The 21,089-nt window shown below is 34.6% G+C and carries 24 protein-coding genes; 17 read left to right on the forward strand and 7 right to left on the reverse strand.

Annotation, left to right across the window (positions count from 1 at the left end):
* Positions 1-168: 168 nt before the first annotated feature.
* A complete protein-coding gene (locus LPC09_RS01985; protein WP_098797656.1) occupies positions 169-1,131 on the forward strand; it encodes a calcium/sodium antiporter in 963 nt (320 codons plus the stop codon).
* Between the two features lie 34 nt (positions 1,132-1,165).
* On the opposite strand, the gene LPC09_RS01990 is transcribed toward LPC09_RS01985, so the two are convergent.
* Both LPC09_RS01990 and LPC09_RS01995 read right to left on the reverse strand, forming a co-directional pair.
* Positions 1,166-1,468, reverse strand: a complete 303-nt coding sequence (locus tag LPC09_RS01990; protein ID WP_231308865.1) for a DUF5634 family protein — start codon at positions 1,466-1,468, stop codon at positions 1,166-1,168.
* 75 nt (positions 1,469-1,543) lie between these two features.
* Positions 1,544-2,302 carry a uracil-DNA glycosylase family protein gene (locus LPC09_RS01995; protein WP_098797654.1) on the reverse strand — a complete coding sequence of 253 codons (759 nt, stop codon included), beginning with the start codon at positions 2,300-2,302 and terminating at the stop codon, positions 1,544-1,546.
* A 177-nt stretch (positions 2,303-2,479) separates the two neighbouring features.
* On the opposite strand from LPC09_RS01995, the gene LPC09_RS02000 reads away from it, so the two are divergent.
* Positions 2,480-3,091, forward strand: coding sequence for a flavodoxin family protein (locus LPC09_RS02000; protein ID WP_098797653.1), 612 nt, complete (start codon positions 2,480-2,482; stop codon positions 3,089-3,091).
* On the opposite strand, the gene LPC09_RS02005 is transcribed toward LPC09_RS02000, so the two are convergent.
* On the reverse strand, positions 3,058-3,261 hold the full coding sequence (locus tag LPC09_RS02005; RefSeq protein ID WP_098797652.1) for a hypothetical protein: 204 nt from the start codon (positions 3,259-3,261) through the stop codon (positions 3,058-3,060). The genes LPC09_RS02000 and LPC09_RS02005 overlap by 34 nt on opposite strands.
* Before the next feature lie 143 nt (positions 3,262-3,404).
* On the opposite strand from LPC09_RS02005, the gene LPC09_RS02010 reads away from it, so the two are divergent.
* From LPC09_RS02010 to LPC09_RS02035, 6 genes are all read left to right on the forward strand, one after another.
* Positions 3,405-4,757, forward strand: coding sequence for a nitrate- and nitrite sensing domain-containing protein (locus LPC09_RS02010; protein WP_231308866.1), 1,353 nt, complete (start codon positions 3,405-3,407; stop codon positions 4,755-4,757).
* Between the two features lie 35 nt (positions 4,758-4,792).
* Positions 4,793-5,512 carry a methyl-accepting chemotaxis protein gene (locus LPC09_RS02015; protein ID WP_269217436.1) on the forward strand — a complete coding sequence of 240 codons (720 nt, stop codon included), beginning with the start codon at positions 4,793-4,795 and terminating at the stop codon, positions 5,510-5,512.
* 113 nt (positions 5,513-5,625) lie between these two features.
* Positions 5,626-6,198: a TetR/AcrR family transcriptional regulator gene (locus LPC09_RS02020; RefSeq protein WP_098797649.1), complete on the forward strand. Its 573-nt coding sequence runs from the start codon at positions 5,626-5,628 to the stop codon at positions 6,196-6,198.
* 48 nt (positions 6,199-6,246) lie between these two features.
* Entirely contained in the window at positions 6,247-7,194 is a 948-nt protein-coding gene (locus tag LPC09_RS02025) for an SDR family NAD(P)-dependent oxidoreductase (protein WP_098797648.1), read from the forward strand.
* 209 nt (positions 7,195-7,403) lie between these two features.
* Positions 7,404-8,102, forward strand: a complete 699-nt coding sequence (locus LPC09_RS02030) for a PAS domain S-box protein (protein ID WP_231308867.1) — start codon at positions 7,404-7,406, stop codon at positions 8,100-8,102.
* Entirely contained in the window at positions 8,089-8,634 is a 546-nt protein-coding gene (locus LPC09_RS02035; RefSeq protein ID WP_231308868.1) for an ATP-binding protein, read from the forward strand. Before LPC09_RS02030 ends, LPC09_RS02035 begins: the two co-directional genes overlap by 14 nt.
* A 54-nt stretch (positions 8,635-8,688) precedes the next feature.
* On the opposite strand, the gene LPC09_RS02040 is transcribed toward LPC09_RS02035, so the two are convergent.
* Positions 8,689-9,210 carry a YpiB family protein gene (locus LPC09_RS02040; protein ID WP_231308869.1) on the reverse strand — a complete coding sequence of 174 codons (522 nt, stop codon included), beginning with the start codon at positions 9,208-9,210 and terminating at the stop codon, positions 8,689-8,691.
* 229 nt (positions 9,211-9,439) lie between these two features.
* Here LPC09_RS02040 and LPC09_RS02045 point away from each other — a divergent pair, with 229 nt between their 5' ends.
* From LPC09_RS02045 to megL, 5 genes are all read left to right on the forward strand, one after another.
* On the forward strand, positions 9,440-10,042 hold the full coding sequence (locus LPC09_RS02045) for a class I SAM-dependent methyltransferase (protein WP_098797646.1): 603 nt from the start codon (positions 9,440-9,442) through the stop codon (positions 10,040-10,042).
* A 97-nt stretch (positions 10,043-10,139) separates the two neighbouring features.
* A complete protein-coding gene (locus LPC09_RS02050; RefSeq protein ID WP_231308870.1) occupies positions 10,140-11,108 on the forward strand; it encodes an aromatic acid exporter family protein in 969 nt (322 codons plus the stop codon).
* Positions 11,109-11,308: 200 nt separating this feature from the next.
* The gene (gene mutM / locus LPC09_RS02055) at positions 11,309-12,118 is read left to right on the forward strand and encodes a bifunctional DNA-formamidopyrimidine glycosylase/DNA-(apurinic or apyrimidinic site) lyase (protein ID WP_098797644.1); all 810 of its coding nucleotides are present in this window, start codon (positions 11,309-11,311) and stop codon (positions 12,116-12,118) included.
* A 109-nt stretch (positions 12,119-12,227) separates the two neighbouring features.
* The gene (locus LPC09_RS02060) at positions 12,228-13,139 is read left to right on the forward strand and encodes an aldo/keto reductase (protein WP_098797643.1); all 912 of its coding nucleotides are present in this window, start codon (positions 12,228-12,230) and stop codon (positions 13,137-13,139) included.
* A 165-nt stretch (positions 13,140-13,304) separates the two neighbouring features.
* Positions 13,305-14,492, forward strand: a complete 1,188-nt coding sequence (gene megL, locus LPC09_RS02065) for a methionine gamma-lyase (protein ID WP_231308871.1) — start codon at positions 13,305-13,307, stop codon at positions 14,490-14,492.
* Between the two features lie 150 nt (positions 14,493-14,642).
* On the opposite strand, the gene LPC09_RS02070 is transcribed toward megL, so the two are convergent.
* Complete coding sequence (locus LPC09_RS02070) at positions 14,643-14,813, reverse strand: aspartyl-phosphate phosphatase Spo0E family protein (protein ID WP_098797641.1); 171 nt, start codon at positions 14,811-14,813, stop codon at positions 14,643-14,645.
* Between the two features lie 253 nt (positions 14,814-15,066).
* On the opposite strand from LPC09_RS02070, the gene LPC09_RS02075 reads away from it, so the two are divergent.
* The 4 genes from LPC09_RS02075 to LPC09_RS02090 are packed head-to-tail and all read left to right on the forward strand — an operon-like array spanning position 15,067 to position 19,232.
* Positions 15,067-15,303 (forward strand): hypothetical protein, encoded by a 237-nt coding sequence (locus LPC09_RS02075; protein ID WP_231308872.1) that lies wholly within the window; start codon positions 15,067-15,069, stop codon positions 15,301-15,303.
* A 2-nt stretch (positions 15,304-15,305) separates the two neighbouring features.
* Positions 15,306-16,415: a GerAB/ArcD/ProY family transporter gene (locus LPC09_RS02080; RefSeq protein WP_098797639.1), complete on the forward strand. Its 1,110-nt coding sequence runs from the start codon at positions 15,306-15,308 to the stop codon at positions 16,413-16,415.
* Positions 16,412-18,016, forward strand: a complete 1,605-nt coding sequence (locus LPC09_RS02085) for a spore germination protein (RefSeq protein ID WP_231308873.1) — start codon at positions 16,412-16,414, stop codon at positions 18,014-18,016. The genes LPC09_RS02080 and LPC09_RS02085 overlap by 4 nt, the downstream gene beginning before the upstream one ends.
* Positions 18,009-19,232: a Ger(x)C family spore germination protein gene (locus LPC09_RS02090; protein WP_231308874.1), complete on the forward strand. Its 1,224-nt coding sequence runs from the start codon at positions 18,009-18,011 to the stop codon at positions 19,230-19,232. The genes LPC09_RS02085 and LPC09_RS02090 overlap by 8 nt, the downstream gene beginning before the upstream one ends.
* Positions 19,233-19,324: 92 nt before the next feature.
* On the opposite strand, the gene LPC09_RS02095 is transcribed toward LPC09_RS02090, so the two are convergent.
* Positions 19,325-20,188, reverse strand: coding sequence for a Cof-type HAD-IIB family hydrolase (locus LPC09_RS02095; RefSeq protein ID WP_231308875.1), 864 nt, complete (start codon positions 20,186-20,188; stop codon positions 19,325-19,327).
* Positions 20,181-20,969, reverse strand: coding sequence for a DeoR/GlpR family DNA-binding transcription regulator (locus LPC09_RS02100; RefSeq protein WP_098797635.1), 789 nt, complete (start codon positions 20,967-20,969; stop codon positions 20,181-20,183). The genes LPC09_RS02095 and LPC09_RS02100 overlap by 8 nt, the downstream gene beginning before the upstream one ends.
* Positions 20,970-21,089 lie beyond the last annotated feature (120 nt).

A 21,089-nucleotide genomic window follows, 5' to 3' on the forward strand; every position in this document is an offset into this window, starting at 1 on the left:
TATTTTCTGGAGATTGATGAAGGTTTGCAAATTGCTTTCTTTTTAATTTTAGTACGAAGAAAAGCAATGTAAATTCGATTTTTGTACTTCATCATTGAACCTATTAGTGGCAAATACGACTGTTTTACTAATACAATATTAGTAATAAATAGAAAAGGAGTTGAATAAATGTCCTATCTTTTATTAATCGTAGGTATTGCTTTACTTATTAAGGGGGCAGATTTTTTCGTTGATGGGGCATCAAGTATTGCTCGTGCTTTACATGTGTCGCCATTACTAATTGGGTTGACGATCGTTGCTTTTGGAACTAGTTCACCGGAAGCAACTGTAAGTATCATTGCTGCATTAGAGGAAAATGCAGGAGTTGCAATAGGGAATGTAGTGGGAAGTAATATTTTGAATATCACCTTTGTTGTTGGGGTAACAGCACTTATAAACCCCTTAAAGGTAGAAAATGAAACAATTAGAAAGGAAATTCCTTTTACATTATTAGCGAGTGTGGCCCTCCTTATTTTAGTAAGTGATGTGACGCTTCAATCCTTAGAAGCTAATTTCATTACAAGAAGTGACGGATTAATATTCTTGTTATTTTTTGCAGTGTTTTTATATTACATTTTTGAGGTAGCGAGAAATAGTCGGGAAAAGATAAAAGAAGAAGCTTCAGTATCTAAAACAAGTCCACCTTCATGGGGGAAAAATAGTATTTACACAATAGGTGGCTTAGTAGCTATTATTATCGGGGGAGACTTGGTCGTTGATCATGCCACTGTTATTGCTTATTCATTTGGGATGAGTGAAACATTAGTCGGTTTAACGATTGTAGCGATTGGTACATCATTGCCTGAGTTAATAACTTCAATTACGGCTGCTATTAAAAAAGAAGGAGATATTGCACTTGGTAACATTGTTGGAAGTAATATTTTTAACATATTATTTGTCCTTGGTGCAGCCTCTGTTATTTCTCCATTAGCCGTGGATAGCAAGATATTTGTTGATCTTATCCTTATGATTGTCTTAACGCTTATTTTACTTGTGTTCTCAAGAACAAGCTTCAGAGTCGGCCGTCGTGAAGGGACATTTCTTGTAGTGGCATATATTCTCTATATGATTTATATCATAATTAGAAATTAAAAATTCAAAGAGGGGATTGATCCCCTCTTTGAACCTAAATTGAACGTAAAGCGTCATCTAAATTATCAAACCCGCTAACATCGTCAGTGTTTGCCTCATCTGTTTCAACAGTCCAGAGATCTCTACCAGGAGCTAATTGTCCTTCTTCGTTCTTAAGATACGGGGTATGTATCATATACGTTTTTCCTTCTTTTCGTATTGTGTAGCCCATATGATAAATATCTTTCTGTCCTTGCTCTTCAAACACACCAATATCCTCTATCCCATATTTAGTCATAAGAGGCTGAAAAGAATGCTGTAACTCTCTAACTACATCGTCTCGATTAGTATATTCCATCATCATTGCTCCTTTCATCTAGCTATTCTTAATATGTCTGACAAGCCTTGATTTCATAATGAAAACTTAGGTGTTTTAAGAAAAAAGAGTTGCCCATTCCAACACAGTTGATATAAAAGATTGCTTGTTTTCTGTGAATTGTTTTATTCTATGTCCATTTGCACCAGATGGATGGGGAAAATTAAATAAATAAATATGATCATTAAGCTTATTATTTTTTATTAGGTTTTTCAAAACCTCTTCCACCATTTTGCCTAAGGGAATGACTAATGCAGGTGCTTTTATCTGTGATAGCTCCTTGGGAAACATTTCATATGCGTAAGAAGTTAATAGTGAAGAATGGTTAATTTTGGGTCGATGTCCAGTATAGTTTCTCCCTTGATAGAAAACAGGGTATTTTATGATTGATGTTGTATGGAGAAAGTCGCGATTTTTGCTAAACAAATAAGAAGAGCTTTTTATTTGAAAAACATTTTGAATTCCACAATGATCGAGCATGTTGATTAAATTCTTCCTCATAGCTCCTGAAAAGCTTGCAGCTATTTTAGCTTTTTTTAGTGTCTGTTCGAGTGTGGAAGACTCTGAAATAGGTAAGCAGTCAATAACTTGTTCAAAGGCTGCCTTCATTTGAGTCCAACCTGGTGTAATTCCTATTATGACAATCTTAGCTTGATGGTTGATGTATTCATTATGTGGTGAATAGTACATGGTCAACTCGTTATCTCGGTCGTGATCAATCAAAAATGACGTTGTTAATAAATCTTGTTTTTTTAGTGGTTTAATAAGATTTGATGATTGGATAACAGGTAAGAAGGATTGTAGCTTGGATTCCATGATTTCTCTCCCATTTGTTATTGAAGTCTTATTTTATGTACTTTTCTAAAAGACATACATCCAAGGAATCTGGGGGAATTTGCTGTAGGGTTATTTCTGAAATTGTCGAAAAAAGGTTTTAATATAGGCTCGATGTGGAATGAAAGAAACAACACCCATAATAAAGGAGCTGTTGATATGAAAGCATTGTATTTAAATACATCATTAAAAAAGAGTAATCAGGAATCTAACACAAGTGCACTTATGAAAGAGTCAAGATATTGGTTGGAAAATAAAGGTGTTACAACCGAGGAATTAAGATTAGCAGATTATCAGATTGCATACGGTATGGAATCCGATATGGGTGAGGGAGACCAATGGCCTGAGGTATTAGAAAAAGTAAAAGAAGCAAATATTGTTGTCATTGGGACACCGATTTGGTTAGGTGAAAAAAGTAGTATTGCCACTTTATTAATGGAAAGATTATATGCTTCAAGTATGGAAAAAAATGATAAAGGGCAGAGTATTTTTTATAATAAAATTGGTGGAGCAGTTGTAACGGGAAATGAGGATGGTGCAAAGGAGTCTGCAAAATCACTTCTGTACGGACTTCAGCACATTGGTTTTACTGTTCCGCCAAATGTTGACGCCTATTGGGTAGGAGAGGCAGGTCCAGGTCCCTCATATATAGAAGAAGGAAGAGGTAATGACTTCACGAACGGAAAGGTCAAAACATTATCTTATAACCTTGTTCATTTTGCAAAGCTACTAGTGAATCATCCTATTCCAGCTGAGGGTAATACACTATAAATGAATTTTAAAAGGCTTCCGAATATATGGAAGCCTTTTAAAATTGAATAGAAGTTAGCGGTTAAAGTGGAAAGACAGTAAGAGTCCTTTACCCTCGTAAACAAAGCACTACCCCTCATTAAAGCTTCTTGTGCTTCTTGTAATTTTTCTTCTGCTTGTTGCTCATTCATTCCCAACCCACCATTTTTTAAATTAGTATAAAATTCCACCAATGAAATGCAGTGATAAACATCACTGTTTATATTATTGATTTATAGTAAAAAAGTATTAAGTGATAAATAAACCATTAGAATCATCAAGAGGAGAACATAATATGAAGAAATTACTGACACCTGCTATTGCCTTATTAAATCGATTTTCATTCTCAAAAAAGTTCCTACTACTGTTTGTTATTATCTTCTCGATAGTAGGCGTATTAGTTGGAAGTGTGGTTGTGAAAATTAATAGTGAGCTCTCATTCGTAAAACAAGAGCAAGTTGGTACCAAGGTGTTGTCGGAATTATATCCATTAATTCAACTAACACAGCAGCATAGGGGATTAACAGTTAATGTGATCTCAGGAGATCAATCAGCAGAGTCCAAGCTACAAGAGGTTCGAGGGAAAATCACAACACAAATGGATTCTTTTCAAGCAGCTTTGTCTAAAGAAACTTCTATGGAAAAAGTAAGTGATGATGTTAAAGGTGTTGTTCAAGAATGGGAAAAAACTAAAGATACAACACTTACTATGAGTGTTGGAGATTCAGTTGCACAGCACAATCAGTTGATTTCATTAATGCTCCAAATGCTTCTGGATATTGCAGACGAAACAAATCTTACTCTGGATTCAGATCTTGTTAATAACCATATGAATAATTTATTAGTTCAAACTCTACCACAAATAACAGAATTCATGGGGAAATCAAGGGCTGTTGGAGTTGGAGTTGCAACTAAGCAAACGATGACAGAGGATGAGCGAATTCAACTAATTTATTTAATGAGGATGATGGATGAATACATCATTACAGCAGACAGGACTTATCAAAGAATCTTTGAACTAGATCCTTCCATAAAAGACTCAATGGGACCGTATGTAACAGAGTCAATTACAAATGCAAAAGAAATTGTTGAGATTATTAATAAAGATATACTAGAAGCATCAAAGATTACAATAGAACCGAATGTTTATTTTGAAAAAACAACGATGACGATTAATAAGATTTATGAGTTATTATCGTATCAAACTGATGGATTAGATAAAGTTTTAGATGAAAAAGTAATTTCACTTAGTACTGAGCGTTTCGTGACAATTGGTGCGGCAATCTTTGTGTTACTTATCCTAATTTACTTAGTTACTGGTTTTTATTTTGGAATAAAAGATTCGGTGCGAAAAATACAGCATGCGACAAACAAAATTGCTCACAAGGATTTGTCTGCAACACTTGATATTACCTCAAAAGATGAATTTGGGATGATTTCAACTTCTCTAAATTCAATGATTGTTGCTGTAAGAGAAGTTATTCAGAATAGCCAGCAGGTTTCTCAAGAAGTTGCCTCAGCAAGTCAAGAGCTGCTTTCTATAACAGAGGAAACAACTCAGGCGACAAATACAATTACATCTTCTGTTGAAGAAGTTGCGATGATTGTTGAGCAGCAGTCCACTCATCTAAGGATAATGTTGAATTAGTTCAAAACCTTTCAGAGAAACTAAACTCAATTTCTATTGTTACATCTGAAGTATCATCTTCCTCTACTACTTCAGCGGAAGAAGCAGAAAAAGGGAATCGTAATGTAAATGAGACGATTACACAGATGAAGGTCATTCAAGACGCAGTAAAAAGAACGTCTGATGTTATTCAGAGATTGGGAGAAAGATCAAATGAAATTGGTTCCATTTTAGACGCGATTACATCAATTGCCCAACAAACAAATCTATTAAGCTTAAATGCAGCAATTGAAGCAGCCAGAGCTGGGGAACATGGAAAAGGATTTGCGGTGGTTGCAGGAGAAGTGAAAAAACTAGCAGATGAATCATCACAATCTGCAAATAAAATCCGTCAAATTATTAGTGAAATACAAGCTGATACAAAGGATACCATGGGAGCAATGGAAAGTGTGGCTGCAGAAACAAATGAAGGAATGAACTTAGTAGAATTAACTGGTACTTCATTCTCGCATATCTTTGAAAGTACAAAAAAGGTAGCAAAAGAGATCGAAGAAATAGCAAATTCAGCAAACGGGATGCTAAACAGGGTAGATCAATTATCTTCATCAATACGAGAGTCAGCGAAACAAACAGAAATAACAGAAGAGAGTACACAAATGGTAGCTGCATCTACAGAAGAGCAGCTAGCATCAATGGAGGAAATTACTTCCTCAGCTAATGAATTAAGTACAAGAGCTCAACATTTACATGATATTGTTGAGGAATTTAAATTATAAAGGTGGGTGTCCAGAATTAGAAAACTAATTCTGGATTTTTTAATATTGACATGTGGTAAATTATGGTATATTATTTTATTGAACAGTGGTTAATAAAGAGTGAGGAGAGTAAAATGTCACCTAGAAAATCAGTGGATAAAGAATTATCAAGAGAAATGATCCTAGACGTAGCCAGAATTCTTTTCGTAAAAGATGGATATGAACATGTTTCAATGAGAAAGATTGCAAAAGAACTTGGGTATAGCCATGGAGCACTTTATTATCATTTTAAAAACAAGGCAGAGTTATTTTATGCACTAGTCGCGGATGGTTTTTTCTTGTTAGATCAAAAGTTAGAAGAAGTCATGGCAAAGGAGCTTTCAAAAGAAGATAAACTAAAAGAAGTATTTCTAGCTTATATTCACTTTGGAATAACCAATCCGAGTCATTATGAAACGATGTTTCTTACAAAAGACCAAGAATTAAAGAGCTTTTTACAAGAAGAGCCTAATAACAGTTTTGAAAACTTTGCACAGGCAGTTCATTCTTTAGTGAACACAAAAATTACACCGAAGGATATTTATTCAATCTTTTTGTCTCTCCACGGCTTTGTTACACATTTCATTTTTAAGGGTCAGGAATATGAGGATAGTAAAGATCTTGCAGAATCGCATATCCAATTAATTTTGCGTTCGATAGAGTCATAATTTTTTTTGGTATTAATTGAACAGTGGTTAATTAAAGGAGGATGAATAATGAAAAAAGCATTAGTACTTGGTGCATCTGGTGGTATGGGGAGTGCTATTACATTTGAGTTAATCTCTCGGGGAATTAAAGTAATTGCTTTTGCTCGGAATATAAAAAAGCTAAAAGCATTATATGAAGGAAACAACCTTGTAGAAATCAAAGAGGGAGATGTTTTTAACTATTCTCAATTAAAGGATGCAGCAAAGGGTGCAGAGTGTATTTATCATGCAGTAAATTTACCTTATCAGGAGTGGCAAACAAAACAAGAACCGATGATAAACAATATTTTACAAGTGTCAGAGAATGTTGGGGCTAAACTTGCAGTTGTTGACAATATTTACTCTTATGCTGAAAGTACAGGAGAAAAAGCATCTGAGGAGTATGAGAAAAATCCACAAACGAAAAAAGGGAAAATTCGTTTGAAAATTGGGAAGAAGGTAATGGACTCAAAGGTTCAAGCATTTATAGCGCATTTTCCTGATTTTTATGGACCATATGCTGAAAGTACAGTTCTCCACTATTTCCTTCAGTCAATAATCGATCATAAAAAGGCAATGTTTGTTGGGGATAAAAAAGTACCAAGAGAGTATATTTATACTCCAGATGGAGCGAAAGCACTGGTAGAGCTTTCTTTACATGAAAAAGCTTACGGACAATGCTGGAATATTCCTGGTACAGGAGTGATAACAGGTGAAGAAATCATTAAGATCATACAGGGAATAACAGGCTATTCAAGGAAGGTTTCAACAGTAACAAAAAATATGGTGCGTTTTATCGGGATTTTTGACCCTAGCATGAAAGAGTATGTAGAGATGTATGATCTGACTCAAAAACCGCTAATTTTAAATGGAGAAAAATTAGAATGTTTAATAGGACCAATTCAAAAAACCTCTTATAAAGAGGGTTTAGAAGGAACATTAAATACCATGAAGGAAAAAGGTCTAATTACTATATAATTCTGGAATAAAAAAGATGTCTTGAAATTTTGACATCTTTTTTAATTACATTGTTAGAATATCTTTCATTTTACTAGATACTGAGAGAAACATATTATAAGATTTTATATACATCATTAAAATTGTGTAAATTTTCCTAATTTTTTCACTAGTAAAGTACATATAGTGCTATTATATAAGTAAAATTCTGACAAAAATGAGGATAATTCATGAATAAGATTGGGCAAATTTCTCTAGTAATGATATCAATATTGTATACAGGAATTGAAAAGATTTTATACAATGAGGCATTTTTTTCATTGGATTTTTTCGTTTTTACTATTATTGCCTGGGTATGTGGAAGGCAATATGATGTAGCAAGATATTATACAAAAAAGGCACGTGCAAGTGAAGAGAGTTATAAACAATTGATTGACTCTTTACCTGAATCTATTATTATTCATCAAAACCAAAAGATTATCTATATAAACAATGCAGCTGCTCAGATGGTAGGAGCTAAAATTAAAACTGATGTTATTGGTAAATCCCTTTTTGACTTCATCACACCCAGATATCAGGAACGTGTATATGAGCGTATGAAATTGATTAATAAAGAAAAACAGCCATTAAGTAATATTGAATATGAAGTTCAACGTTTAGATGGAGTGAGGTTTTTCTTTGATGGTACATCTATGTCGATCACATTTGGTGAAAGAGATGCAGTGTTGACGATTGGAAAAGATATTACGGAGAAAAAAGAACATACAGAACGCTTGCTATTAAAATCAGAAAAGCTTGCCTTACTAGGTCAAATGGCTGCAGGAATTGCCCATGAGATAAGAAATCCCCTTACATCAATAAAGGGGTTTATTCAGTTATTTAAATCAAATCAGTTAGAAGAAACGTATTATAATATTGTTTTATCTTGACCGAATCAATTCAATCGTTGGAGAGTTTCTTGTTCTTGCTAAACCAAGTGCTTCTATTTTTGTAGAAAAAGATATAAAAGAGTTAATAAAAGACGTTATAACATTAATGAACACTCAATCAATTATCAATAACATTCAAATCTTTTCAGAGTTTGATCCTGATCTACCTAAGATATGCTGTGAAGAAGCTCAACTAAAGCAGGTATTTCTAAATTTATTTAAAAATGCAATTGAAGCGATGCCAAATGGAGGTCAAATTGAATTAAAAGTTAAGCTGATAGAAGCTGGAACAATATCTGTTCAACTTATTGATCAGGGGGTAGGTATTTCACCAGAAAGATTACCGACCCTTGGTGAGCCCTTTTATACCACGAAGGAAAAGGGCACAGGTTTGGGACTAATGACTTGTTATAAGATTATAGAATCACATAAAGGCGGTATGACTATTCAAAGTGAAGTGAATAAGGGCACAACCATTCAACTTACTTTACCGACTATGACTCAGTCCTTATTAAAAAGGGAATTTGTATAGGAAATGAGATAATAAAATAACAGAGGGTTACTTAAAGGCCCTCTGTTATTTTATTTATTTCTGAATTTCTTTTAATTGATTAACCAACTCATGAAACAGTTCTTCGTCTCGGTCATCCAATGCCTTATTGATCCTGCTTTTCAATAAAGCAATTTCAACAACTGAATCTGTTGCTTTTGCATCTTTTTCTGATTGTTCGTATTGTTTAATAGAATGAATTCGATGTGTTTCAACAAGCTGTGTATAGCGGTGATCAGAATGTTTACCAAAGTAGTGGAGGATGAGATAAACTTTTTCAGAAGGGCTGCTCATTAGTGAACCAAAAGCCCGTGAAACATCTTCTGTCTTATGACCATTAGTGTAAAAGAGAAACCCAGATTCATCAGAATTAATACTTGAAACAACAATCGTACGGTCTTTTGAATGAACATAATCAGTAAAAGATAAGTTCTTAAGAATATGATGGTTTTTCTGAATATATTCTATAAGTCTCCGAGCTTCTTTATTTTTTAACTGATGGTTGTTCAAAAACCATTTTAGAAATTCGTCTTTCTTACTAGTTGAGATCCAGTTCATAATATCCTCCTTTCTAGCACTCTTTACTTCTATCATAACAGATCTATTATAGTAAATTACATACTTATCATGATAAAGGTATAATTTTTAACATGATGATGGTAAGTTTCCTTACATAAGTTGATTAATAACAGAATAGTGATCTTTGCAATTATATATCGGTTAGTTAATTATGTTATGATCGGGTAAAAGACAATCATTATAATCAGGCTTTAAAAGGGAGAAAAGAATGGAAGAGAAGGATTATGAACACTTGCTTAATATTTGTACGTCAGGAGATCAGAAGGGGTTTCACAAGTCCTTTCATTATCATCGTTATGAACCTACTCCTTATAATGGATTAAAGCAGTTATTTTCTCAATATCAGTTGCAAAGTAATGACCGAATCGTTGACTTTGGATGCGGTAAGGGCAGGTTGCCATTTTACGTTCACTACTTATTTGGGTCTTCTGTAGCCGGAGTCGAGATGAACAAGGACTTTTATGAAATGGCAGTAAAAAATCGTTCCTGTTATTTTAAAAAAACGAAAAAGAATGGTAACAATATTATTTTTCACAATTGCCTTGCCGAACACTACCCAGTTAAACAGGCTGACAATATTTTTTATTTTTTTAATCCATTCTCTATTCAAATCTTTATGAAGGTTATGAATAACATTATGTACTCCTTTGAGAAATGTGAACGACACCTTGAGTTGATCTTATATTATGCGGCTGAAGAATACATTTATTACTTAGAAAATCAGACTGCTTTTTCCCTTAAACAAGAGATTAAGATCAATGGACTATATGAACTAAATCAGAATGAGAGATTTTTAATATATGAACTGTAACTAAGATCGTCCTTTAAACTTGAACGTATTTAGAGATTTCTACTTGATACGTTATAATCAGTATATAACTGTTTATTTTAAGGGTTGAAGAAGCGTTATGGATACCATTAGAAAAGCAAAGTATTTGGTTGGCGGAAGGATCATCAAAACAGGAATAGCAGTTTTTCTGACTGTTATGATATGTGAATGGTTAAATTGGCCGGCAATGTTTGCTGCCATTACGGCTATAATTACAATTGAACCAACTGCCGCTAATTCAATAAAAAAAGCATTTGTACGTTTTCCAGCAGCAGCGATAGGAGCGGCATATTCAATTGCATTTAATGTTGTGCTTGGGGATCACTCATATACTTATGCATTAGTAGCAATAGCAACAATTATGACATGTCATAAGCTACGTTTAAACGAGGGAACACTTGTAGCAACTCTTACAGGTGTCGCGATGATCTCAACAGTCCATGATCACTTTATTGCTTCTTTTTTCATTAGATTAGGTGCAACAAGCATTGGTTTGCTCGTTTCTACATTAGTAAACCTGTTTGTTATGAGTCCAAATTATTCTCCAGCCATTCTTAATAAAATACGTAATCTCTTTTTAGAAACAGGAGATTTTATTGAAAGTCGTGGATTAGAGTTAGTGGACTTACATTCGAAAACAAATAGGAATGAGTCGAGAAGTTGGTTTCAAAAATTAATGAAGAATATTGAAGCAATTGAGGTGCTTTGTCGCTATCAAAAGGAAGAATGGAAATATCACCGTTTTAGCCGTCAGGATATGAGAACGTTTCATTATGAGTATAAAAAGCTAAATATTCTACGGCAAATCCTTTACCACGCAGGAAACTTACTTACGAATTCAAATCAAAAGGTTAAGGTAAGTGAAAAAAATAAAGATCTTGTGGTAGCAATCGTTTGCTCAATAAAGGATATTCTTCATCATCCACAATATGAAATAGAGACCTCACATTTTGAGAAAATAAATCGGGTCACAGAGTTATTTTGGGATAGGAAACCTGATCATTATGATAGTCATCATTGTTTTGCGCCGGAAACTGTTATTTTTTAGGAACTCATTTCGATTTCTGATTTATTAGAGGAGTTACATCATATCCAATCGTTAGAGCTTCGTCACCAAAAATTATATCAAAATGAATGATCTTATTAGGCTTGCCAAGTGGTGAGCCTTTTTTGATTTCTTCCTACATGATTGGTCATTTTTTTAGCAATACTAACTTACAATATTATGTTCAAGGAAGGGTGTACATATTGCCTGAGTTACCTGAAATGGAAAATTATAAACGTATTTTTGACCAAAAGCTTGTTGGTAGAACAATTGAAGCGGTTGAAGTTACAAGAGAGAAATCAATCAATAAGCCTGTTTTAGAATTTGTTGATGCTGTTCAGGGGAAAACATTAGTAGCAGTGGAACGACGGGCAAAGCATTTGATATTCAAGCTGAATTCTGGAGAAAATCTATTATTACATTTGATGCTTGGAGGTCTCATGTACATTGGAAGTGACCAGGATAGTCCAGATCGCACAAAGCAGGTCACCATTTCTTTCGGAAATGATTTATTATTTTTTATCGGGCTGCGTTTAGGATATCTTCATCTATTATCAAACGAAGAATTGGAAAAGGATTTTCATGATTTGGGACCTGAGCCACTTAGTCCAGACTTCACGCTTGAAGCTTTTGATCAAAGTATACAGAAGAAAAGAGGTGCTTTAAAAACAACCTTAGTCAATCAAAGTTTCATTGCAGGTATTGGAAATCTTTATTCCGATGAAATTTGCTTTGAAGCGAAGCTGTTACCATCTAGAAAAGGAAATGAGCTATCAGTACAGGAACGCTCTGCACTTTTTCATGCCATACAAACAATTTTAAATAGAGGTCTTACGTATGGTGGATATATTGATATGCCTGTATTTAAAACAGACAATTTAACAGGAAGTTATGATCATCACTGTTACGTCTATAATAGAGAAGGGGAGCCTTGCCCTAGATGTCAATCTTCTATCATTCGAGATGAGATATCATCAAGAAAAACGTTCTACTGCGTACAATGCCAAAAATAGAAGTGTTCTTTCATTGAGAGCTATATTCTTGAATTAATCATGGTTCTTAGATATGATAGATTAAGGGAATGAAACCGGTTTCCTAATTGTGGATAATGGGGTGTTTTAAATGAAATACAGACGTTTAGGAAGTACTGATTTAAAGGTTTCTGTAGTAGGGGTAGGAACATGGCAGTTTGGAGGAGATTGGGGAAAAGACTTTTCTCAAGCTGAAGTTGATGCGATTCTTTCACATGCAAAAGGTTTAGGAATTAATTTGATTGATACAGCGGAATGTTACGGACCGCATCATATGTCTGAAAAATTCATAGGTGATTTTCTCTCTAGAGATCGTCGTGAGGACTGGGTACTTGCCTCGAAATTTGGTCATAAATGGCATGACAATTGGGAGCATGCATGGAGTGCAGAGGCAGTGCAAGTACAATTAGAGGAATCGCTTAAAGCATTAAAGACAGATTATATTGATCTATATCAATTTCACTCAGGTCCTGATGACGTTTTTAATAATGATGATTTATGGACAATGCTTGATAAGCAGGTTCAAGCGGGTAAAATCCGTAATTTAGGAATTTCTATTGGTGCAAATGACAATATCTATCAAACATCAAAAGCTAGTGAGTTAAATGCTAAAGCAATACAGGTTGTTTATAACCGAATTGATCAAGTACCTGAAGAAGAAGTATTTCCTTCGTGTATAGAGCAGGATTTAGGTGTATTAGCAAGAGTACCATTAGCAAGCGGATATTTGAGTGGGAAATATAACCCTGGTGCAACATTTAGTGACAATGTCAGAAAAAATCATGAACAACAAGAAATCGATGAAAAGCTGAAACTAGTTGCAAAGATAAAGGAGCAAGAAGTGCCAGAAGGAGTAAACATGGCAACTTGGGCTTTAGCATGGTGTCTTCAGCATCCTGCAGTCACAACTGTTATTCCTGGATGCAAAAGCCCAGAGCAAGTGGAAGCAAATGCAAAGGCTGCAGATTTAATCACGGAAAACCATCCATCAGATATAAAGTAATACCGAGAAGGTAGGGGGATTCCCTATCTTTTTTGTTTTCAAAAACAATGATAAGGAAGGTATTCAATATATAAAGGAACCTGACAAACTTGGTTTAAATAGTCTATATAAAGGAGCCTAGGATAGTGTACAGGTGCTCTTTACAAAGTTTGAAGGGGGAGTACTATGGATCGAAACATTCATCATCAGTTTTCTACAAAAGCAATTCATGGTGGATATGACCCGAAGGAACATAAAGATAGCTTAACACCACCAATTTATCAAACATCCACCTTTACATTTCCTACATTAGAGCAGGGAGCAAAGCGGTTTGCTGGAGATGAAGAAGGGTATATCTATTCCAGGCTTTCAAATCCTACAGTTACGGTGTTAGAAGAGAGAATAGCTCAGTTAGAAGACGGGGAAGCGGCTCTTGCCTTTTCATCAGGAATGGCAGCAGTTTCTGCCGCTCTTATTGGTTTAACAAAAAATAATGACCATATTTTATGCTCAAAAGGAATATATGGATGCACCTTTGGACTACTCCAATTGTTGAAAAATAAATATCAGATCGAGTATTCGTTCTCAGATCTATCTACGACTGAAGAGATATGTTCGCAAATAAAAGAAAATACAGCGTGTATTTATATTGAAACACCAATAAATCCTACAATGAGATTAATTGATTTAGAAAAGGTAACTGCAATTGCAAATGAAAAGGGAGTCAAAGTGATAGTAGACAACACTTTTTCAACTCCTTATTTGCAAAAGCCCATTTCTTCAGGATGTGACCTTGTTATTCATAGCGGCACGAAATATATTGGTGGTCATAGGGATGTTGTAGCGGGTGTAGTTGTTGGCAGTCACGATCTGATTAAGACTTTAAAGAGTACGGTACAAAAGGATATAGGCGGCGTTATTGCACCGTTTGATGCTTGGCTGTTGTTAAGAGGAATAAAAACATTAGCTGTTAGAATGGATCGACATAGTGAAAATGCCGAGAAAATTGCTTTAAGCCTTAAGAAACACTCTAAAATTAAGAATGTCTATTATCCTGGAGATTTAGATCATCCTGACTATCACATTATGAAAAAACAGATGAGAAATGGTGGAGGATTACTTTCTTTTGAAATTAAAGGCACATACGAAGATACGGTGAGATTTGTTAATCATCTTAAGCTTATCCCAATAGCAGTAAGCTTAGGTGATGCGGAAACACTTATTCAGCATCCTGCATCGATGACACATTCTGTCATACCTGATGAAGTGAGGATTAAAATGGGTATAACAAATCAGCTATTAAGACTATCTGTTGGTCTGGAGGCTTGGGAGGATATTTGGGAAGACATAAATACTGCCTTAAAGGCTATTTAAAGACTAGTAGTGATAAGCTGCTAGTTTTTTATTAATGATATCTCACGGTTTTGTGGTATCACATTCAGCCAAGAAAACACAAGAGTTAGGCTAGTAAAAAGGACAGGTAATTTCTAGATTGGATACACATGTAGCTACTGTCCTTTTTACCTAGCTGCAGGATTTTAGTAGTAATTGTGTTTCGAAAATTAGACGATCCAATTCTTGGCTATATTTAATTGTTTCAGGACTATTTATTCCTTTTGTTTGTGCCGAAGCAATCATCAACTTTCTTACTAAGTCAATTTTATGGCCGAGTTCTGGATTTATCGTATCATTCATTATGCATAACCCCTATACTAAACAAATCTTATATTTCTATTATTATAGATAATTGCTAATTATGGATTGCCTTCGACAATCAATCTATGTATCAGACAAAATTTTTATTTCTTTTGACAAAATTTTAACACCCAACTTCTTGTCTAGTTCTATTTATTCAACTAAAAACTTAACTAGATCATACTAAAAAATTCTCTTTTGACCATAATAATCCATATATCCAAATACAAATATGGATGTAGGATGTGTTGTGATGAGAACTCTAATGTTATTTACAATTTTTACAATCTTAAGTATATTAGTCGCACAAATTGACGCAGTGCTCTATAAAACAGATCTTTGGACGGAGCTTAAAACATTGTTAGGAATAGATCCAGGATCTAATAAATGGATGGTTTATGCTTTTTTACTGATAGGATTTATCTATTCTATCGCAAATGGAATAAAAGAAAAGCTTCAAAAACTCAAGAAAATTGGAAGTTTTAAATAGGTATGAAACAAAATGTAGAAAAAATCTCACTTTGGCAGTTATATATCCTTATCATTTGTTTTCAAATTGGAAGTGCAGCACTTGTTAGTATTGGAGATGAGGCAAGGCAGGATGCTTGGATTGCGATTATATTAGCTACTGTTATTGGAGTTGGTCTCATTTTTTATTATTTCTTTTTGCTTTCAAGATTACCGGGAAAGAACTTATTTGAGATATTTCACTTTTGTTTTGGGAAATGGATTGGAAAGTTTTTGACTTTGTTGTACGTTATTTATTTTTTTTATATTTCCGCAAGGGTTTTACGTGATTTTGGTGAGCTTCTTGTTTCAACGATTTTTGAAGTAACACCATTGGAAGTCATCTCGATCACGATGATGTTGGTGATCATTTATATGCTTCAACATGGACTGGAAGTGCTTGGTAGAACGAGTGAGGTTTTTTTTCCTTATGTTGTAACGTTTATATTAGTAACCGGTATTGCTATTTGGCTTTCAGGGGGCATAGAAATTAATAATTTAAAGCCAGTGTTGGGGGATGGATTTCAACCGATTATGAAAGCATTATTTCCACAATTAATAACTTTTCCATTTGGTGAAGTTATTACATTTATGATTGTTGGAGCTTATATAGGTACTAAGAAGGGTGTAGGGAAAGTTAGTGCTGCTGCTGTTATAACTAGTGGACTTATTCTTACATACGGTTCATTTATTCAAATTGCCACATTAGGAGCAGATTTAAAGGAAAGAGCAACATTTCCTTTATTAAGTGCATCAAGGGAGATTTCATTACTTAACTTTATAGAAAGAGTGGACTTAATTATTGTCTTCTTTGTCATGTTCGGAATTATTGTAAAGGTAAGTTTGTTTTTTTATGGGGGACTAAAAGGGCTTGAGTACATCATTAATAAACCGTATCGAAGTATGACGTTACCGATGGGGGCATTAGTTGCTTTTATATCTGTGGTGATTAGTCACAATTTTATTGAGCATATAGAAGAGGGATTAGTATTTGTCCCCTTTTATTTACATCTTCCATTTCAGTTTGGAATCCCGATTCTCATTCTTCCTATTTTGTTGTGGAAAACAAAGAAAAAGGAGACGACTAGCTTATGAGTATACTTTCGACACTATTTAGAAGAAAAGTTAATAAAAATAGTGGGAAAACATCAGAGAAGGAACTCTATGATAAAGAAGGTATACCAAAGCAATATGATTTTTCACTAGAGAAGAATAAGAAAAGTATAAAAGAAATATTTAATTCAACGTCCGATTATGAGGTAATTAACATAAAGGTTGGAAACCTTGAGGGGTGTGTTTGTTACTTAGGAACGACTTTAAGTAAGAGTGATTTGAATTCTCTAGTCTTAGAACCACTGAGGTCTGCCTTTCAAAAGAATGAGGAAACTTATCAAGATATGAATTCATTAAGAGAAGCATATTTTCCAGCAGTATCTTATGAATTTGCAGAAACACTGCACCAGCTTATTTGGCATATGCTGAATGGTTTTGCAATTGTGATGGTTAACCAACATACGAAAGCTTTAGCTTTAAATATTGGTGGTACCGAGAAGAGGTCAATAGTAGAACCGAGCACACAGACAATTATCCGTGGCCCTAAGGATGGCTTTGTTGAGGATCTTCAAACAAATATTGGACTGGTCCGTAGAAGAATTAAAAATCCCAGATTGATATTTGAAGAGTTCAATGTAGGAAGAGATTCTAATACACAATTGGTCATTGGCTACATGAAGGGAATTGTGAACGAGGATATTCTGAGCGAGGTAAAGCAAAGAATTAATAAGATTAATGCTTCTGGTTTATTGGACACAGGAAATGTAGAGGAGTTTATAACAGATCAAACTTTTACCTTTTTTCCACTAGTTTTTAATACAGAAAGACCAGATAGCATAAGCGGGAATATCCTTGAGGGGAAAATTGCTATCTTTTTAGATGGAACACCCTTTGTCTTAGTTGTTCCCAGTGTCTTTACTGATTTTTTTCAGTCTACTGAGGATTATTATCAGCCGTTTTTCATGACAAGCTTTATCAGAGTAATTCGTTATATTGCGTTTATGATTACACTAACATTTCCTTCTTTATATGTTGCCATTACAACTTTTCACCATGAATTACTTCCCACACCCTTATTGATAAGTGTGCAAAGTCAAAGAGAAGGAGTTCCATTTCCAGCTGTTATTGAGATTTTACTTATGGAGCTTACATTTGAAGTGTTAAGAGAGGCTGGTGTTCGAATGCCTCGTGCTGTTGGTCAAACATTATCAATTGTTGGTGCTTTAGTTATTGGGCAAGCTGCTGTTGAAGCTGGCCTCGTTTCTAATGTGTTAGTCGTTGTTGTTGCATTTTCTGCCATTGCAAGCTTTGTTACACCAATCTATAATTTTTCAATTGCGGCGCGGCTAATTCGATTTATCTTAATATTAATGGCTGCTTCTTTAGGGTTATATGGTATTTTCTTATCACTCATTGTAATGGTTATCCACTTGGTAAGTTTACGAACGTTTGGAATTCCTTATTTAACACCAGTGGCTCCATTTAAATTGAGAGATCAAACAGATGTGTTTTTTCGTATTCCTTTATGGGCAGATAAATTTAGGCCATCTTATTTAATGTCGAAATCACCAGTGAAAATAAAGGATACTAGGAAGCCGTCACCTCCTAAACAACAATCAGAAGGGGAAAAGGAAAATGAATAAGAAATGGATATATTTATTTCTCATTCTGTCTTTTTTTATGACAGGTTGTTGGGATCGTGAAGAATTGGATGAAATATCAATTGTGTCAGGTATTGCAGTAGATCCAGGGGAAGAAAAAAAGTATCGCTTGACAGTAGAAGCTATTATCTCGTCTGAATTTGGAAAACAAAGTGCTCAAGGTAATACACCGGTCGTTACGTATACTATGGAGGGGAATTCTCTTTCGGAGCTATCAAATAAAATGAATAAGGGACTAACTCGTAAGATGGTTTATTCCCATACAAGGGTATTATACATAAGTGAGGAGGTTGCGAGGGAAGGTCTATTTGGTTTCCTAGACTTTTTGGATCGCAGTGGACAATTCCGAAATGATTTTAACATTATGATCACAAAAGGAAGCCCTGCTTCTGAGTTCACAAAAATTACCTATCCAACACAGAAAAGTCCTTCCCTAAAGGTTAATTCTCAAGCGGAGACATTTACTGAGGAGTGGGGAGGAGATCCTAATGTTAAGTTATATGATTTTATATCTACAATTATTTCAAAAGGAAAGAGTCCAGTTGCTGCATCGCTCTCAATAAAAGGTAATGCAGAATCAGGAAAAACAGTTGAGAATAATAAGTCTCTAGATCCTGAAGCGCTAGTTGTTATGGACGGTATGGTAGTTTTTGATGATGAGAAGATGATTGGTGAGTTATCTCTAGAAGAAACAAGGAACTATTTATGGACTCAAGATCTAATGCAAACCAGTCTAAGTATCCCATGTGGAGAAAATTCTGAAGAAGCTAAAGGTTATTTTTTAGATGCGCGAATAACAATGTCTAAGTCAAGTCTAGAAGCTGATTATAAGAATGGTTACCCACATATTAAAGTAAATATAAATGGTGAAGCAAGAATTCAAGGGCTACATTGTCCTCAGGATTTAACAAAGTTAGCTGTTTTTACAGATTACGAAGAGAGAATTGAAGATTATATAAAGAAAGAAATGAGCTCTCTCATAACGAAAGTACAGGAAGAATATGGAGTTGACATATTTGGGTTTGGTGATGCTCTAAATCGTCAGAACCACAAGAAATTTCTAGAAGTACAAAATCAATGGGATGAAGAGTTTGCCAAAGCTGAACTGGATGTATATGTTGATATGCATCTCATGAGATCTGGAATAAAAAATAAAAGTTTTAATGAGGATATTGAAAAAAAAGAAAAAGAAAAATAAATAGAAAAGCCAACCCCTTCGTCACGCCACAAATGAAAGTGTTACGCCGAAGAAGGTTGGCTTATTAAAATTGTATCATGTTTTCATTGCATTTATACCTTGCTTAAAACAGATTGAATAAAGTGAGCAACACCATTTTCATCATTTGTTACTGTCACCAAATCGGCTGCTTCTTTAATAGAATTTTTTGCATTCCCCATAGCTATACCTATTCCTGCACGAGATAGCATGGATAGGTCATTCATGCTATCACCAATTGCTGCAGTATGTTCTAGAGCAATACCTAGTTTTTCAGATAGTAATTCAAGAGCAATTCCTTTTGATGCATGCTGATGCTCTAATTCAAAGTTATGATTGGCTGAAGATACAATCGTAAGACCCTCAATTTGACCATATTTTGACCAGCCTTCTTTTAATCTCTCTTCAAAAAAGGAAAACGCAAGAATGTTATAAACGGGTGTGCCAGCTTCTTTAATATCTTTGTAAGAATCAATAAATGTAAATCCCGTTTGACTAAATTGCTTTGATAAGGCTTCCTCCAAATTTTGAATAGAAACATCAGGATTAGCACTTTGGATGCGATCTATTTCAATTTGTAATAGCTTTCGCCCGCTAGTAGGAGTATAAATACATGAAGAACTAAAAACCTCATAATAAAAGCCGTCCTGTTCTAATGCATGTAGCACTTTATATGCAGTTGAAGGATCAATTGGTTGATGGTGATAAAGATTACCTTCCGGATCATAGATTGTTGCTCCGTTCGCTGCAATGATCCATGTTTTTATGTCTGTATCCTTAAAAATTGCCTGAACATCGAAATGGGCACGACCTGTTGCGATAACAATCTCAATACCAGCATTTTGCGCTTCTTTTATCGCTTGGATATTTTCAATGCTGATTTCATTCTTACTACTTAGCAATGTTCCATCAAGGTCAATAGCTATAAGCTTAGTCATTAAGTATTTCCCCTTCCTCATTATGAGATGTAATGAATATTTCAACTCCATGAGAATCTAATAAATCTTGAAATTCCTTATTGGGCTCTCGATCAGTGATAAGTAAATCAATCTCGTTAAGTTCCGCACATCGAAAATACCCCGTAATACCGATTTTTGTATGATCTGCTAGTAAAATAACCTGCTCAGCTTGCTGAATCATTTTTTGCATCACTTTCCCATCTTCCTCATGAGCTACTGTGACACCTTTCTCGGATATTCCGGCGCAACCTACAAAGGCCTTATCAACATGGTAATAAGATAGTTTTTCGATCACAGAACTTCCATATAAATAGCGGTGTTCTTTATGGAGTTCTCCTCCAAGCAGTTGAATATGTGCTTGTGAATTTTTAATTAGTATGTCTGCCAGATTAATTGAGTTTGTAATAATCGTACATTTTACATCTTCCATCTGCTCCGCACATGCCTGAACAGTTGTTGAAGTGTCAAGAATAATGTAATCACCAGGATGAATAATAGATGCTGCTTTTTTGCCAATTTGTCTTTTTTCTTCTGATACCATGCTTAAACGATTAACGTAATCTTTGATTTCATGTTTAGGTGAAGGAAGGATGGCACCACCCCGAGTACGGATAATAGCTTTATCTTCTTCTAATTTCACAAGATCTCTTCTGGCTGTATCTCTAGATACGTCAAACAACTCGCATATTTCTTCAATTGAAATGCGCTTGGATGTTTTTAGGTGTGCAAGGATTGATCTTAATCGTTCTTCTTGGAACATTATGTTACCCCTTCTTTAAGTGTTTATAAGTATTTGTAAGTTATTATAAGTTATTGTAAGTGGATTTTCAATTACTTATTTCATCTCTAAGTATTTTCGTGTTTATATTAAGAGGTATAT

The sequence above is a fragment of the Metabacillus sp. B2-18 genome, from assembly GCF_021117275.1.
Classification (GTDB): Bacteria; Bacillota; Bacilli; order Bacillales; family Bacillaceae; genus Metabacillus.